16 protein-coding genes are annotated in these 16,438 nt (G+C 26.0%); 15 read left to right on the top strand and 1 reads right to left on the bottom strand.

All coding sequences use genetic code 11. The features are described 5' to 3' along the window. Window positions 1-26: 26 nt before the first annotated feature. Window positions 27-608 (bottom strand): sigma-70 family RNA polymerase sigma factor, encoded by a 582-nt coding sequence (locus ACQPVP_RS00555; RefSeq protein WP_430846208.1) that lies wholly within the window; start codon window positions 606-608, stop codon window positions 27-29. 461 nt (window positions 609-1,069) lie between these two features. On the opposite strand from ACQPVP_RS00555, the gene ACQPVP_RS00550 reads away from it, so the two are divergent. The 15 genes from ACQPVP_RS00550 (at window position 1,070) to ACQPVP_RS00480 (ending at window position 16,425) form a co-directional block, all read left to right on the top strand. Further along, on the top strand, window positions 1,070-1,798 hold the full coding sequence (locus ACQPVP_RS00550; RefSeq protein ID WP_430846206.1) for a CpsB/CapC family capsule biosynthesis tyrosine phosphatase: 729 nt from the start codon (window positions 1,070-1,072) through the stop codon (window positions 1,796-1,798). 326 nt (window positions 1,799-2,124) lie between these two features. Further along, entirely contained in the window at window positions 2,125-2,802 is a 678-nt protein-coding gene (locus ACQPVP_RS00545; RefSeq protein ID WP_430846204.1) for a YveK family protein, read from the top strand. 9 nt (window positions 2,803-2,811) lie between these two features. Beyond that, window positions 2,812-3,477, top strand: a complete 666-nt coding sequence (locus ACQPVP_RS00540) for a CpsD/CapB family tyrosine-protein kinase (RefSeq protein ID WP_430846202.1) — start codon at window positions 2,812-2,814, stop codon at window positions 3,475-3,477. Window positions 3,478-3,527: 50 nt separating this feature from the next. Beyond that, a complete protein-coding gene (locus ACQPVP_RS00535) occupies window positions 3,528-4,304 on the top strand; it encodes a tyrosine-protein phosphatase (RefSeq protein WP_430846200.1) in 777 nt (258 codons plus the stop codon). Between the two features lie 22 nt (window positions 4,305-4,326). Further along, on the top strand, window positions 4,327-4,989 hold the full coding sequence (locus ACQPVP_RS00530) for a sugar transferase (RefSeq protein ID WP_430846198.1): 663 nt from the start codon (window positions 4,327-4,329) through the stop codon (window positions 4,987-4,989). Window positions 4,990-5,031: 42 nt separating this feature from the next. Next, the gene (locus ACQPVP_RS00525; RefSeq protein WP_430846196.1) at window positions 5,032-6,198 is read left to right on the top strand and encodes a nucleotide sugar dehydrogenase; all 1,167 of its coding nucleotides are present in this window, start codon (window positions 5,032-5,034) and stop codon (window positions 6,196-6,198) included. Window positions 6,199-6,218: 20 nt separating this feature from the next. After that, on the top strand, window positions 6,219-7,265 hold the full coding sequence (locus ACQPVP_RS00520) for a mannose-1-phosphate guanylyltransferase (protein WP_430846194.1): 1,047 nt from the start codon (window positions 6,219-6,221) through the stop codon (window positions 7,263-7,265). A gap of 10 nt (window positions 7,266-7,275) precedes the next feature. Beyond that, a complete protein-coding gene (locus tag ACQPVP_RS00515; protein WP_430846192.1) occupies window positions 7,276-8,010 on the top strand; it encodes a WecB/TagA/CpsF family glycosyltransferase in 735 nt (244 codons plus the stop codon). A 16-nt stretch (window positions 8,011-8,026) separates the two neighbouring features. Continuing rightward, on the top strand, window positions 8,027-9,103 hold the full coding sequence (locus tag ACQPVP_RS00510) for a glycosyltransferase family 4 protein (protein ID WP_430846190.1): 1,077 nt from the start codon (window positions 8,027-8,029) through the stop codon (window positions 9,101-9,103). A 1-nt stretch (window position 9,104) separates the two neighbouring features. After that, window positions 9,105-10,325 carry a glycosyltransferase family 4 protein gene (locus ACQPVP_RS00505; RefSeq protein WP_430846188.1) on the top strand — a complete coding sequence of 407 codons (1,221 nt, stop codon included), beginning with the start codon at window positions 9,105-9,107 and terminating at the stop codon, window positions 10,323-10,325. A 21-nt stretch (window positions 10,326-10,346) separates the two neighbouring features. Continuing rightward, entirely contained in the window at window positions 10,347-11,432 is a 1,086-nt protein-coding gene (locus ACQPVP_RS00500; RefSeq protein WP_430846186.1) for a polysaccharide pyruvyl transferase family protein, read from the top strand. Then, window positions 11,425-12,942 carry a lipopolysaccharide biosynthesis protein gene (locus ACQPVP_RS00495; RefSeq protein WP_430846184.1) on the top strand — a complete coding sequence of 506 codons (1,518 nt, stop codon included), beginning with the start codon at window positions 11,425-11,427 and terminating at the stop codon, window positions 12,940-12,942. Before ACQPVP_RS00500 ends, ACQPVP_RS00495 begins: the two co-directional genes overlap by 8 nt. A 20-nt stretch (window positions 12,943-12,962) precedes the next feature. Further along, window positions 12,963-13,967: a Coenzyme F420 hydrogenase/dehydrogenase, beta subunit C-terminal domain gene (locus ACQPVP_RS00490; protein ID WP_430846182.1), complete on the top strand. Its 1,005-nt coding sequence runs from the start codon at window positions 12,963-12,965 to the stop codon at window positions 13,965-13,967. After that, window positions 13,964-15,100, top strand: coding sequence for a glycosyltransferase family 4 protein (locus ACQPVP_RS00485; protein WP_430846180.1), 1,137 nt, complete (start codon window positions 13,964-13,966; stop codon window positions 15,098-15,100). The genes ACQPVP_RS00490 and ACQPVP_RS00485 overlap by 4 nt, the downstream gene beginning before the upstream one ends. A 38-nt stretch (window positions 15,101-15,138) precedes the next feature. Beyond that, window positions 15,139-16,425, top strand: a complete 1,287-nt coding sequence (locus ACQPVP_RS00480) for an O-antigen ligase family protein (protein ID WP_430846178.1) — start codon at window positions 15,139-15,141, stop codon at window positions 16,423-16,425. The last annotated feature ends 13 nt before the right edge of the window (window positions 16,426-16,438 follow it).

Below are 16,438 nucleotides of genomic sequence, written 5' to 3'. Positions count from 1 at the left end.
CCGAAAGGAGTTTTCACCTCAATTTTTCATTTTTCATTCTTAATTAAAAAGTGTCTAAGCTTTTCCAAGGCTCTTTTCTTCAAACAGGAGCAGTAATAATAATCTTTGTTTACAAATCTTGCATACTTACTTAAGTTAGCTGTATCATTATCGATATATAAGAACTTAATAATTTCTCTTTCTTCAATATCGAGTTTATTTAAGGCAAATAAAATCTCATCATAAAAAGCAGAAGTAATGGCTATATCTTCAACATCTATGTTTTCATCAATTAAGCTATCTACAATTTCCACATCAGTAGTATCTTTACAATATACATTTAGGCTTATTTCATCATTATACTTAGCTTCTGATCTTATAATATTTATAAATCCATTTTTTATACTCCAAAGTACATAAGAACTAAAGCTATCAACTCCTCTAGATAAATCAAAAAGTCTTATAGAATTAAGAATACTAATAGCTCCAATTTGAACTATATCCTCAAAGGTTCTATTCTTTAAAAATATCCTTTTGCTTTCCTTAACGATTAATGGATAATACATATTTATTATTTCTTCCTTTGCAGAGTTATCATTATTTTTAGCTCTTATAATTAAATTTTCCATGAACCCACCTCCTAAATTTCCTTTCATAAAGTAAGTACCCTGAAAAAGAGGGAATTGAGAAAAAAAAATTTACTCAGAAAATGAGTTTTTAAATAAATATTTAAAATTCAGAATATTAAATTTATAATTTTTAAAAAGAAATAGTAATGAAATATATATAAATATAGCTTAAAATTAGAAAATTATTAAATAAACTTGTAGACAAAAAAACAGAAAAATTTTAAAAATTTCAATTCTAAGTTGAATCTCAATATAAATTAAATTAAAGATATAACTATTAATAATAGATAAATACTAAATGATAGTTTGTATATTCAATAAAGTTAAGTATTCGTTAAAGATAATACAATAAAGTGAGATTTTTGGAGAATAATGTAAAACAAAATACCTTGTTTATTGTAAAAATAACCCTATAATAGTCATTGTTATTATTATTCAAATGGGGGATGAGATAATTGTTTATGAATTTAATTTTGAGAGATATGGTAATAAAAAATGAATTTAATATAATGTATGTATTAAAAAAAATTGAAGAAGCAACTAGTTTAGGAATTACTAGGTTAGTTATTGCACCAGCCTATTTTGATGAAGAATCTAAAAGCTCTATTAGTGAAGTTAAAAATATAGTTGATGATTTAAATAAATATTTATACGAAAATAAAATAGATTTAAAGTTATACTCTGCTAGTTTATTAAGAGATAACTTTGATAACATTAAGGATTTTTTAGAAGGTAAATTAGGAACGATTAATGAAAGTGAGTATATTTTATTAAAGGTTGAAGAAAGTAATTCATTAAATGAATTATTAGAAATTATATATGAGCTTACTTTAAGGGAGTATGTGCCTATAATAGTAGCACCTGAAAAAATACCACAAATAAGAGATAATTATAAAAATATAAACAAGCTATTAGCTGAAAAATGTTTATTTCAATTGGATATAAATAGTTTTAATGGAGCGGATGGTAAAAAAGTTTTAAAAACAGCTAAAATTTTAAAGAAAAAAGATATATATAGTTTTGTTGGCTATGAAGAGGTAACAAAGAAAGAAAATATAATTAAAGATAGAGACGGTATAAATAAAAATATAGAAAATATAAGTAAGAAGTCTTTGTATATTTTAAATAAAAGTAGTGAGTTAAATAAAATTACAAAATCTAAAAAAGAAAAAGAAAAACAGCTAAGTTAAAAATCAGTAAAATTTTATTGGTTTTAAGAGTAATAGTGAATTAAACTCAAAAAATGCAAAAAAAATATATATTTTTACGGAGATTTATAAAAATAATTAAAATTTAAATATAAAAAAGTGGAAAACATCGGAATATGTAGAAAATTTTTTAAATAAAAATCTATATATTGTGATATAATTTAAAAAGCAAAAGGAAAGTGTTAAATAAATATGTAATTATTGGTAAAATTAATAAAAATATGGCGTTGTAATTATTAAAATACTATTTTAAATATATATTGTTTACATTCAAACTTAATGACGAAATTTAGCTAGGGGGAGAAAGATTGGAAGAACAAGTAATAAGATTGGACGAGCTATTTGAAGCATTAAAGAAAAGATGGCTAATGATAGTATCAATTACATTAATAGCAACTATAATTTCAGCAGCATTTAGTTTTTTTATTATTAAACCTCAATATGAAGCAAGTACTAAGGTTTTTATAGGAAAAGATGAAAGTGATAATCAAGCTTATAGTCAAAATGATGTACTTATGTACCAAAAGCTTATGAAAACTTATTCTGAAACTATTAAATCTAGAGATTTAGTTTCCAGGGGATTAAAGAGTACTAGTCTTAAATTAGATGCAGGTGTTGTATTAAATAACTTAACTGTTACTACAGTTACAGATACACAAATATTACAAATTAAATATACAAGTACTAATCCTCAAGAAGCAAAGACAGTTATTGAAGCAATATCTGATGAATTTATAGAAACTTCAAAGAAGTTAGTAACAAATGGAAATATTCAAGTTATAGAATCTGTACAATTACCAGAAAGCCCCATTAGCCCAAATAAGAAAATGAATATTGCAATTGCATTTTTATTAGGGTTAATGGTAGGTGTTGGATTAGCTTTCTTATTAGAATTCTTAGATAATACCTTTAAAAATAAGGATCAATTAGAAAGAGAATTAGATATTCCTGTAATTGGATCAATACCTACAATAAAGGAATCATAGGAGGAAGTTATGTTTATAGTTGAAAAAGAGCCTAAATCAATAGCAGCAGAAAATTATAGAACTTTAAGATCCAATATACAATATTCATCCTTTGATAAGGAATATAAGGTAATAGTAGTAACTAGCTCAGAGCCAGGTGAGGGAAAAACAACAACAGCTGGAAACTTAGCCTTATGTATGGCTCAAGGTGATAAAAAAGTTATGTTGATAGATTGTGATTTAAGGAAACCAAGTTTACATAAAGAATTTAGAATATCAAACTTAGTTGGATTATCAGATGTAATAGTAGGAAAGGCTGATTTAATTAATGCTGCCCATAAGTATAATAAAAATTTAGTAGTATTACCTTCAGGTAAAATACCACCTAATCCATCAGAGATGCTTTCATCAAAAACTATGGGAAAATTATTAGAAACACTTAAAGAAAGCTTTGATTATGTAATATTAGATACTCCACCAGTACAAGCTGTTACAGATTCACAAATTCTTTCTACTAAGGCTGATGGAACTATATTAGTAGTTAGAGCAGAAAAGACAAAGAAAGATTCAGTTGAAAATACATTAAATCTTTTAAAACAAGTTAATGCAAATATAATTGGAACAGTTTTAAATGGAGTAGAAGCAAGTAGAAATAAATACTACTATTACTATGGAGAAAAGAGTTTAACAACCTAAAGTCTTTAATGGATAATTATCCATTATAAATTGTAAGCTGGAGGTTTAAAATGGTTGATTTACATTCTCATTTGATTTGGAATATTGATGATGGTTCTAAATCAAGAGAAATGACATTAAATATGTTAAGGCAAGCGGTAGAGGGAGGAACTAGTAAATTAGTACTTACACCTCACTATTTTCAAGGGTACTATGAGGTACCTATAAATGAAGTAAGAGAAAAGGCAAAAGAAGTAAGTCTCTTAGCTAAGGACAATGGAGTCCATATCGAAATTTATTGTGGTCAAGAGGTTTATTTTAACGAGAAAATGTTAGAATATTTTGAAAATAATTTCGTAGGAACTATTAATGAATCTAGATATATGCTAATTGAGTTTAATATTAGAGACTTTTCAATTAAAGAAGTAATTGACGTTTTATATGAGATACAGATTAAGGGGATTGTGCCTGTTATTGCACATCCAGAAAGATATCATATATTTATAAAAAAACCTTCTTTGATAAATGAATTTATTAAAGAAGGTTTTCTTTTTCAGCTAAATATAGGAAGTATTACAGGAGACTTTGGAAAAGACGTTAAAAAAACAGCAGAAATTTTTTTGGAAAATAAAATTTATAGCTTTTTTGGTTCAGATGCTCATAGAGATGAAAGAAGAAATCCAAACATGAGAGTAGGGATAGAAGCTTTAAAAACTATGGATAATAACTACTTTAATTATTTAAAGTTATCAGGGGAAGAACTTATAAATAACGATGAAATTGAATTTATAGGAAATTTAATAAAAGAGAAAAAGGGACTATTAGGTATTCTTAGTAAGTTTAAATAACTAATTTAAAGGGGGTAATATTATGGAAAGACTTCAAGTAGATGAAAAAGTTGACTTTGAGGTCGTAACTAAAGAAGAAGGTATTATATATAAATTTTTAAAAAGGTTACTAGATCTTATTTGTTCGTTATTAGGTTTAATAGTTTTAAGTCCAGTATTATTAATTGTGGCTATTTTAATAAAGCTAGAATCTAGGGGACCAGTAGTATTTTCACAAAAAAGAGTAGGCCTAAATGGAAATGAATTTAAAATGTATAAATTTAGATCCATGGTGGTAAATGCAGAAAAATTAAAAGCAAAGTTAGTAAAACAAAATGAAATGTCAGGTCCAATGTTTAAAATGAAGGATGATCCTAGGGTTACTAAAGTAGGTAGGTTCATAAGAAAAACAAGTATAGATGAACTTCCACAATTAATAAATGTATTAAAAGGGGATATGAGTTTAGTAGGTCCAAGACCAAGTCTTCCAAAGGAAGTAGAAAACTTTGAGTCTTGGATGCTAGATAGACTAAGTGTAAAGCCAGGTCTTACATGTTACTGGCAAGTTTCAGGAAGAAACAATATAGACTTTGAAGATTGGATGAAGCTAGATTTACAGTATGTAGAAGATAGAAGCTTTTTATTAGATTTAAAACTTATATTTAAAACATTCTTTGTATTATTTGGTGATAAAAATGCTTGTTAAAAGGTATTTAAAATACATTTTTAAATTAAAGGGGTAATTAATATGAAAATAGCAGTAGCAGGACTTGGATATGTAGGGTTATCAAATGCAATTCTTTTAGCACAAAATAATGAAGTAGTTGCAGTTGATGTTATAAAAGAAAAGGTTGATATGGTAAATGACAGAATATCACCAATAGTAGATAAAGAAATAGAAGAATATTTAAAAAACGAAAGCTTAAATTTAAAGGCTACAACAGATGCATATGAAGCATATAAAGAAGCTGAGTATGTAGTAATAGCAACTCCAACAAATTATGATGAAGAATTAAATTATTTTAATACTAGAACAGTAGAAGCTGTTATTGCAAATGTTTTAGCTATAAATCCAGAAGCAATTATGATAATAAAATCAACTATACCTGTAGGATACACAGAAAAAGTTGAAAAAATGTTTGAAGTAGATAATATAATTTTCTCTCCAGAATTTTTAAGAGAAGGAAAAGCTTTATATGATAATCTTTATCCTTCAAGAATAATAGTAGGAGAAAAATCAGAGAGAGCAGAAGTTTTTGCTAATCTTTTAAAAGAAGGAGCAATAAAAGAAGATATAAAAGTTTTATTTACAAATTCTACAGAAGCAGAAGCAGTTAAATTATTTGCAAATACTTACTTAGCCTTAAGAGTTGCATATTTTAATGAGCTTGATACCTATGCAGAGCTTAGAGGATTAAATACAAGGGATATTATAGAAGGAGTTTCTTTAGATCCAAGAATAGGAAGTCATTATAATAATCCTTCCTTTGGATATGGAGGATACTGTCTTCCAAAAGATACAAAGCAATTATTAGCAAACTATGATGATGTTCCTAATAATATAATTGGAGCAATAGTAGAAGCAAATAGAACAAGAAAAGATCATATATCAGAGATGATAATTAAGAAAGCACCAAAGACAGTTGGAATATATAGATTAACTATGAAAACTGATTCAGATAACTTTAGAGCTTCATCTATTCAAGGAATAATGAAGAGAATAAAAGCTAAAGGAATAGAAGTAGTAGTTTATGAACCAGTACTTAAAGAGGAAACTTTCTTTAATTCCAAGGTTGTAAAAGATATAAATGAATTTAAAGAAAAAGCAGATGTAATTGTATCAAATAGATTATCAGAAGATTTATTTGATGTAGAGTATAAAGTTTATACTAGGGATTTATTTAAAAGGGATTAGAGGAAGAAGGAGGTTATCTAATGTTATGTGCTTTAATTATGGCGGGGGGAAAAGGAACACGGTTTTGGCCATTATCGACTGAAGAAAAACCTAAGCAATTTTTAAACTTAATAGGTAGTGAAACTATGATACAAATGACTGTAAATAGAATAAAACCTATTATTCCATTAGAAAGAATATTTATATGTACTGGAGAAATGTATGTAGACTTAGTTAAAAATCAGCTTCCAGAACTACCATATAGAAATATTATAGTTGAACCAGAAGGAAGAAATACAACTCCATGTATTGCCTTATCTGCCCTTGTAATAACAAGGTATTATAAAGATTCAACTATGGTAGTATTGCCATCAGATCATTTAATAAATGATGAAGAAGAGTTTAGGAGAATAATTTTAGAGTCGGATAATTTTATAGAAAACAATAATAATGCAATTATAACATTAGGTATGGAGCCAACTAGGGCAGAAACAGGTTATGGCTACATTAAATGCAGTGAAGAAAGAAATAAATCAATTAAAAATGAAGCTATTAAAGTAGAAAAGTTTGTTGAAAAGCCAAATAAAGAATTAGCTAAGGAATATGTTTTAAGTGGTAATTATTTATGGAATGGTGGAATGTTTATTTGGACAGTAGATAATATTTTAAGTGAAATAAGTAAATATTCACCTAATACTGTTGAATCTCTTCATAATGTTCAAGATGTAGAGGAAGAAAAATTACAAGCTTTAATAAATAGAGAATATATAAAAACTGAAGCAATTTCTATAGATTATTCAGTTTTAGAAAAGTCTAAAGAAATATATGTAATTCCAAGTGATTTTGGATGGGATGATATTGGAAGTTGGGAGGCTATTGAAAGATATACCGAAAAAGATGAACTTGGAAATATAGTAATAGGACATGTTACCAGCTTAAAGGGAAATAATAATTTATTAGTTTCTTCAAATCACAGAGTGATAGTAGAAGGACTAAGTGATATATATGTTATTGAAAATGATGGGAAAATAATAATTGGACAAAAGTCAAATGTAGTTAATGTTAAAGAATTAAAAAAAATAATTTAAAGAGGTAAAAATGAGTAGAATTAAATTTCTTAACACATATGTTGATAATTTGACAATGGAAGAAGCAGTTAATAAAGTTGATGAATTAATAATTAATAAAAAGCCAAGCTATGTTGTTACACCAAATGTTGATCATATAGTAAAACTTGAGAGAGATAATGAGTTCCAAGCTGTCTATAAGGAAGCAGATTTAATATTAGCAGATGGAATGCCATTAATATGGATAGCGAAGATTAAAAAAAATCCTATAAAGGAAAAAGTATCGGGATCAGATTTATTTCCTGAAGTTTGTAAGCTAGCTGCTAAGAAGGGATATAAGATTTTTATTTTGGGAGCAGCTGAGGGGGTTGCTGCTAAAGCAGCCGAAAATCTAGAAGCTAAATATATGGGATTAAATGTTGTAGGGACATACTCTCCAAGCTATGGATTTGAAAATAAAAAAAATGAGATTGAAAAAATTGTATCAATGATAAATATGGTTAAGCCGGATATTTTAGCTGTGGGATTAGGGGCACCAAAACAAGAAAAGTTTTTGTATAAATATAGGGATAAATTAAATGTCCCTGTGTCATTAGCAATTGGAGCAAGTATTGATTTTGAAGCTGGAAATGTATCAAGAGCTCCAGAATGGATGCAGAAATCAGGCTTAGAATGGTCTTATAGATTATTTAAGGAGCCTAAGAGAATGTTTAAGAGATACCTAGTTAATGATATGAAAATATTTAAACTGATATTTAAGTATTAATAGGAAGAAGGATAAAATGAGTAGAAAAATATTATATTTTACTAGAACGATGGGATTAGGTGGAACAGAAAATGTAGTTTTACAATTATGTGAACTTATGAATAAAAACAATAAAGTTATTGTATGCTCATGTGGAGGGGTAAATGTTGAAAAATTAACTAAAATGGGGATTAAACATTATATTATTCCAGATATAGAAAATAAAAATCTAAGAACAATATTTAAAACTTTAAAAATATTATTAAAAGTGATCAATAAAGAGAAAATAGATATAGTACATACTCATCATCGTATGGCTGCATTTTATATAAGTTGTTTAAAAGTTATTAAAAGATTTACCTTCGTTAATACAGTACATAATATATTTTTTGATAAGAAGATATTAACTAAATTTTCGTATAAAAAAGCTATATTAATAGCTGTAGGTGGTCATGTAAAAAAGAACCTATGTAGTTTTTATGGATTTTCTGAAAGTAAAGTTACTGTAATTTATAATGCTGTAAAACCGTTAGTTATGCCAATAAATCCAATAGAATATATAGAGGAATATAGAGTGAAAAATAATTTTCTAATAAGCAATATTGGTAGGTTATCAGAACAAAAAGGCATGATTTATTTTATTAAAGCGGCTCAAATATTATTAAAAAAATATGATGGGTTGAAGTTTTTGATTGTTGGAGATGGAGAATTAAAAGAAGAGTTAGAATCCTATATAAAAGAATGTAATATCGGAGATAATGTTATTCTTTTAGGATATAGAAGTGATATTCAAAATATTATGGCTCAAGTTGATTTAGTTGTATTAAGCTCGTTATGGGAGGGGTTTCCTTTAACGCCAATAGAGGCATTTTCTGTAGGAAAACCTGTAGTTGCTACCAATATTGAAGGAACTGTAGAAATTATTAGAGATAAATATAATGGATTATTAGTAGAGCCTAAAAATGAAATAGATTTAGCTAAAAAGATAGAATTTTTTATACAAAATCCAAATGAATTAAAAATATATGGCAATAGAGCAATGGAAACATATAGATTAAATTTTGATATAGAAAAATTTAATAATTCGTATATTGAATTTTATAAGAGGTGTTAACATGAAAAAAATAGCAATTATTTCATCATGTTCTTTACCAATTCCAGCTATAAAAGGGGGAGCAGTAGAAACATTAATAGAAAATATAGTTAAAGAAAATGAGAACTTAAAAAAAATAGATTTATATATAATATCAATATACGATAAAGAGGCAAGTTTACAATCAAATAAATATAAGTACAGTAAATTTGTTTACTTTAAAAAAAATTGGATTATAAAGCAAAGTGATTTAGTTATAACTCAAATATTAAAAAAAATAAAGAGAGATAGAACTATTTCAAGTAGAAATTATTTGTGGAAGTTATTAGTTTTAAAAAAATTATCTAAACATTTAAGAGAAAATAATTATGATTATATTATTATAGAAAATACAGTATATTTATTTAATGTATTAAAAAATGATTATATTAGAGAAAAGTATAAAGATAAGTATTTTTTCCATGTGCATAATAATTTAGTAAAAAAAGGATGTAAAGAAGTTGTTTTAAAATGTAGGAAATTTATTGCGATTAGTAACTATATAAAAGAAAATATAGTAAATGTTCTTGGAACTGATATATCTGATAAAGTTAGTATTCTACATAATGGGATTAACACAGATTTATTCAATAGAAGTTTATCATGTGAAGAAAAAACTAATTTGTTGAACAATTTAGGAATAGATGATAATAAAAAAATATTATTATTTGCAGGAAGAATAACCCCAGAAAAAGGAATTAAAGAGGTGCTTCAAGCATTTAAAAAAATAGACAGGGAAGATTTAATATTACTAATTATAGGAAGTAGTTATTTTGGAAATGGAACTTCATCAGAGTTTGAAAATGAAGTTATTACATTAGTAAACGGGATGAAAGAAAAGATTGTATTCACTGGATATATAAATAATGAAGAAATTTGGAAGTATTATAAATTAGCAAGTGTTGCAGTTTTACCATCTATGTGGGATGAACCATTGGGATTAACAATGATTGAGGCAAAATGCAGTGGTATACCTGTAATAACTACGAATTCAGGAGGAATTCCTGAAACTATAAAAAATGGACAAGGAATTATTTTGAAGAGAGATGAAAATATAGTAGAGAATATTGCAAAGTCAATAGAGCAAATTTTAGATAATATGGATATATGGAAAGAAAAAATAAATGAGGCTAAAATAGAAGCTTTAATGGAAAATTCTTTAGAAAATTACTACAATGGATTTATAAATATATTAATGAATTAATAATGGTAGGAGAGTTAAATTGTGAAAATAGGAATACTTACATATCATGATACGACTAATTATGGGGCTGTGTTACAAGAATATGCTTTAGCTAAAACATTAAATGAATATGGTTGTGACTGTGAAGTTATTCAATATAGATGTGAAGCTGTTGAAAATCGAGAAAAATTATTTAATTTTAAAAATATGTCAGTAAAAAAAATAATTAAATTTTTAGTTTTAGGTAGTTCAAATAGACGTAAATATAATGAGTTTAAAAAGTTTACTAGGGATAATATAAGAGAATCCCAAGCTATTTATACTAAAGGAAATATAAAAGAATCAGCTTTTATATACGATAAGTTTATAGTTGGGAGTGATCAGGTTTGGAATACTCAATTATCAGGAAATGATATGACTTTCTTTTTAGATTTTTGTAAAGATAGCAATAAAAAGTATTCATATGCGGCAAGTTTTGGAGTAAGTGCACTCGATGGAGCTACAGAATCTAATATAAAAGAATTATTAGAGAATTTTAAATCTATTACTGTAAGAGAAAATGAGGGATCAGAAATAATAAGGAATTTAATAAATAAAGAAGTCCCGGTAGTATTAGATCCAACTTTCCTAGTTGATAAGAATGAGTGGAAACAATTAGCTAGAACTGCTAGATATAAGATGGATAAGAAGTATATATTATTATATTTAATTCAAGATAAGAAAAGTACTTTAGAATATGCAAGAAAATTAGCTGAAAAAATGAGTTGTGAAATAGTATATATAAATATATCACCATATAGGGAAAGTGGAATGAATAATGTTAGGGATGCTTCACCATATGAATTCTTAGAATTATTAAAAAATGCACAATTTATTATAACGGGTTCTTATCACGGGGTTGTATTATCAATAAATATGAATGTAAATTTTGTATTTGAGGTTAAATCAGCAACTGATAATTATAATTCTAGAATAAACACTGTAATAAAGTTGTTTAATCTAGAACATAGAAGAATAAATCACAACACATTTGAGTATGGAAAAATAGATTATGAAGAAATTAATAGAATTATAGAAAGAGAAAGAGAAAAATCTATTAATATTTTAAGGAGTTTTATAAATGAGTAGAAGTAAAAATCTTTTATACAATTCCACTGTTGCTATATTATATCAATTAATAGTAATGTTAGTTGGATTTATAGTTCCAAAGGTTATGATAAATTACTATGGATCTGAAGTTAATGGATTAGTAACATCTATAACTCAATTTATATCTTATTTTTTATTAGTAGAAGCAGGACTTTCAAGTGCATCTATATTTGCACTTTATAAACCTCTTGCTAATAATGAGCATAAGAATATAAGTAGAATTATAGTTGCGACACATAAATTTTATTTAATATCAGGTTATATATTTTTAGGATTAATAACTATATTAGTGATTTTTTATCCACAATTTGCACATATAGATGCTCTTTCTAATAAGGAAATAATATTTTTGATTTTAGCTTTAGGGTGTAATGGAGTAGCAGATTTTTTTACACTTGGTAAGTATAGGGCTATATTAACGGCTAGCCAAAAAAGTTATGTGATTTCAATTGCATCAATTGTTTACTATATAGTAAACACAGGTATTATTGTGATTTGTGCTAAAATTGGAATGAATGTAGCATGGGGAAGGTTATTAGCTAGTTCCGCTATAATATTTAGAAGTATTATATTGATTGTTTATGTAAAAAAGAAGTTTTCATATATTAATTTTAAAGAAAAACCTAACTATGATGCTTTAGATAAAAGATGGGCAGCTTTTTATAATCAGGTAATAACTGCAGTTCAAAAGGGAACGCCTGTTATTATATTAACTATGATGGGAAATTTTATTCAATTGAGTATATATTCTATATATGAAATGGTAATGCAGGGTGTTAGAGGCATATTAGATATTTTTATAAATGGGCTTCAAGCTGGATTTGGAGAGCTTATTGCTAAAAATGAATCTAAAGTTTTAGCTAAGGCATATAATGACTTTGAATTTATGTATTACTCAGTAATAACAGTTATATATTCAGTATCATGCATTATGATTATTCCTTTTATAAGAATTTACACAAAAGACATTAAAGATGCGAATTATATTAATATAATATTAGGATTTCTTTCTGTAATTAATAGTCTACTATATAATGTAAAAACACCACAAGGAATGATGGTAATGTCGGCAGGATTATATAAGGAAACTAAGATACAAACTTCAATTCAGGCTGGAATAATTATTGTGTTAGGATTTCCATTAGCATTTAAATGGGGGAGTTATGGAATATTAATAGCTCTATGTTTATCAAATTTATATAGGGTTATTGATTTGCTGATATTTATACCTAAATATATAAAAGGAATAAATTTGTTTGTTAGTTTAAAGAGAATTATATTAATAGGTATAGAATTCATAATAATAACCATTGTTTGTAATGGCATATTCAATCTTAGTGAGATTAATGTACTTCAATGGATATTATATGCTATAATTTCCACATTAATTGCTTTAAGTATTGTATTACTTGGAGCTATTATATTTGATAGAAGAACATTAAAAAATGTAATAAATAGAATTTCAGTATTACTAAAAAAGAAGGGATGAAAGGAGCGTGAAATCAGTATATGAATGAAATAAAGGCTGTTTACTTAGCTAAAAATAGAGATAATAATGTGTGGAATAGTAGTTCTTCTGGTGGTGTGTTTAATGCATTAGCTAAAGATATAATATTAAGAAATGGTATAGTATATGGAGCAGCTTATAGTGATAATAATAAGGTAATTCATTTAAGAGCAGAAACATTAGAAGAATGTATTAAATTTCAAGGTTCAAAATATGTTCAAAGTGAAATGGGAAATTGTTTTAAACTATGTAAAGATGATTTAAAAAATGGTAAATATGTTTTGTTTACAGGAACTCCATGTCAGATTGCAGGATTAAATCTATTTTTGAAGGATATAGATACATCAAAGTTATATACACAAGATATAATATGTCATGGTGTTCCAAGTCCTGAATTTTATAAAAGATATATAAAATTTATGGAAAAAGAGTTAGGGAGTGATATTAAAGAGGTTAATTTCAGAAGTAAATTATTACCTAATGATATTCAAGATATTTCGCTTAAGGGCAAAAATGGGAAAGTATATAGATCATATGGAACTCATGATATTTATTATAACTTCTTTTTAAGAAATATTATATTAAGACCTGTTTGTTATGAATGTAAATTTGCTTCTGTAGATAGAATGTCAGATATAATACTTGGTGATTATTGGGGTAATCCAAAAAATGTTCCATATAATTTAAAGGGAGAGAAAGGTATATCTGCAGTATTTATTAACTCTGAAAAGGGAAAAGAATTATGGAGAGATATCAAAGATAGTTTTAATTATATGGAAAGCACTTTAGAAGTATGTATACAGCCGAATTTAAGGGCTCCATCAGAGGCAAGAATTGATGTAGAAATGATGTGGAATGATTATGAAAAATATACATTACATAAATTGACAGATAAGTATATAGGTTCTTACAAAAAGATGAAAATAGAAAGAAGGATAAAGGTTGTCTTAGCTGATTTGAATATTTTACCTGTTTATCAAAATTTAAAAAGGAGTATAAAAAAGTGAAGTTTTTAATTGTACGTGGCTATGGGAATGTCATGAACACCAATATGTATAATTGTCAAGAGATTGGTCTAGCAAAGGCATTGTCTAAGCAGGGAATAGAGTGTGGTATTGTATTTTATAATGGTAAAAATGAAAATTGTATTGAAACTATAGAATGCGAAAATAAAAATAAAATAGTGATTTATAGACTGAGGGGAATTTCTATAGCTAAGCATGGAATAATGAACTCTATTGATGAAATAGTTGATAAATATGATGTGATATGGGTAAATGAATTTAATCAGTATACTAGTTATAAAATATGCAAAAGAAATGATAAAAAAATAATAATATATCATGGGCCATATTCTCCTATATATAGTAAATTAAGATTCATTAGAAATTATTTTTATAATAAATTATTTTTTTATAAAAGAATGGCAAAAAAAAATAAAGTTTTTACTAAAAGTAATCTAGCTAGTAGGGAGTTACTTAGATTGGGATTTGAAAAAGTAGAAACAATTGGTGTTGGTTTAGATAATAATAAAATACATAATTTGGATGAAAAACCTGAATTATTGAATGAAATTTTAAGCTTTAGAGATAGTGGAGGTTTTTTATTAACTTATATAGGTACCATTGATAAAAGAAAGAATACAATTATGCTATTAAAAATATTAAAGAAATTAATTATAAATAACAGAAAAGTGAAATTGTTAATTATAGGTAAGGGAAATTCTAAGTACATTAATAAATGTATTAAATATATTAATGAGAATAATTTAAAAGAGTATATAATTTATAGAGAAGAAATGCAACAAAATCAATTAGGATATATTTATAAAAATACAGATATATTTCTATTACCTACTTGTTATGAAATATTTGGAATGGTGTTATTAGAAGCCATGTATTACGGAATACCTGTAATTACTACAGAAAATGGAGGATCATCAACGCTTATAAATGATAAGAAAAATGGATTTATTTGTAACAATAATAATATAGAAGAATGGATAGTTATTATAGAAATGTTACTTTCTAACAAAGAAATATGTGGAAAAATAGGAAAGGAAGCTAATTCGACAATTACAAGTAAATTTACATGGGATGTTATTGCTGAAAAAGTTATTAAATATTTAGATACTATATAATTGTTATATATTATAAATTATTTATAAAAGGAGTATATATGAATGTAAATAGTTTAAATAAAAATAGATATTGGATACCTATAATTTTAATGTTAATGTACTTTTACATTGGAGAGTTGAAAAATATTATTTATTTTAATTCACTAATATGGTTAGGTAGCCTTCTATTTTCAATGATATTGCTTATAAAGTTAAATGGAAAAACATTTATTATATCAAAAGAGAATATAGCATGGATATTAGTATGGGTATTTTTTATTGTTATTAGAAATCAAAATATTAAGTATGGAATAGATTATGGTATTTTATATTATATTTTTATGATTATAGCAATGATTTTGCTAAAGAAATCAACGAAGTGGATTGATTGTATGATTAAATTCTTAGGGATTGTATGCATGATACATGCTATTGTTACAATTTTATCATCATTTATGCCTTCTTTTTATTTTAATTATATTATTCCTATAATATCGCCGGAGTATAGAAATGATGTTATAGGGTGGTATTATAACGGAAGTATGGCTGGTTTAGCATCTCATTATAGTATAAATGGAATGTATTTAGCGATAGGAACTGGAATTATTAGTATCATTACAGTATTTAATGATACTACGAAAAAATGGAAAAAAGTTACTTACCCTACGATTATGATGTTTGCACTATTGCTTACGGGAAAGAGGGCACATTTAGTCTTTATGATTATTTCTTTAAGTTTAGTTTATTTAATTTATAACTATAAGAAAGTGGCAAGGAGCACAATAAAATTAATATTATTAGTAAATCTATGTATTTTAATATATTTAATACTTTCAATTTTTATTCCAAACATACTAGTATCATATGATAGATTATTTAATTCAGATTACTCTACCTTAGGGGGAAGAACACAGTTATATGAAGAGGCTATTAAATTGTTTAGACAAAGTCCAATTATAGGAAATGGATGGGGAGCGTATAAAAATTACGTACAGTATACAGTAGGAGCTAATTATAGCAGCGAATATGCAAAAATGAATGCACATAATATATATTTGCAATTATTATGTGAAACTGGAGTCATAGGATTCTCATCATTTGTTGGCTTAATTATATATAATTTAAGAAAAGCTATTAAAGTAATAAAGAAACTTGTTATATTAAATTATATCCCAAAAATATTCAGTATTAATGCTTTAGTGTTGTTATTTATACAAATATTTTTTGTATTATATGGATTTACAGGAAATCCGTTATATGATGCACCTATGTATATGCCATATATGTTATCTTGTGCTGGAATATCTTCCATAACTTATAAAATAATGAAGAAAAATATTATGTAAAGTTATTGAATAT

The sequence above is a fragment of the Clostridium nigeriense genome, from assembly GCF_050585265.1.
In the GTDB taxonomy this organism is placed as follows: domain Bacteria; phylum Bacillota; class Clostridia; order Clostridiales; family Clostridiaceae; genus Clostridium; species Clostridium nigeriense_B.
Note: the sequence above shows the minus strand (reverse complement) of the source record. Positions and strands in the feature narration are given on the sequence as shown.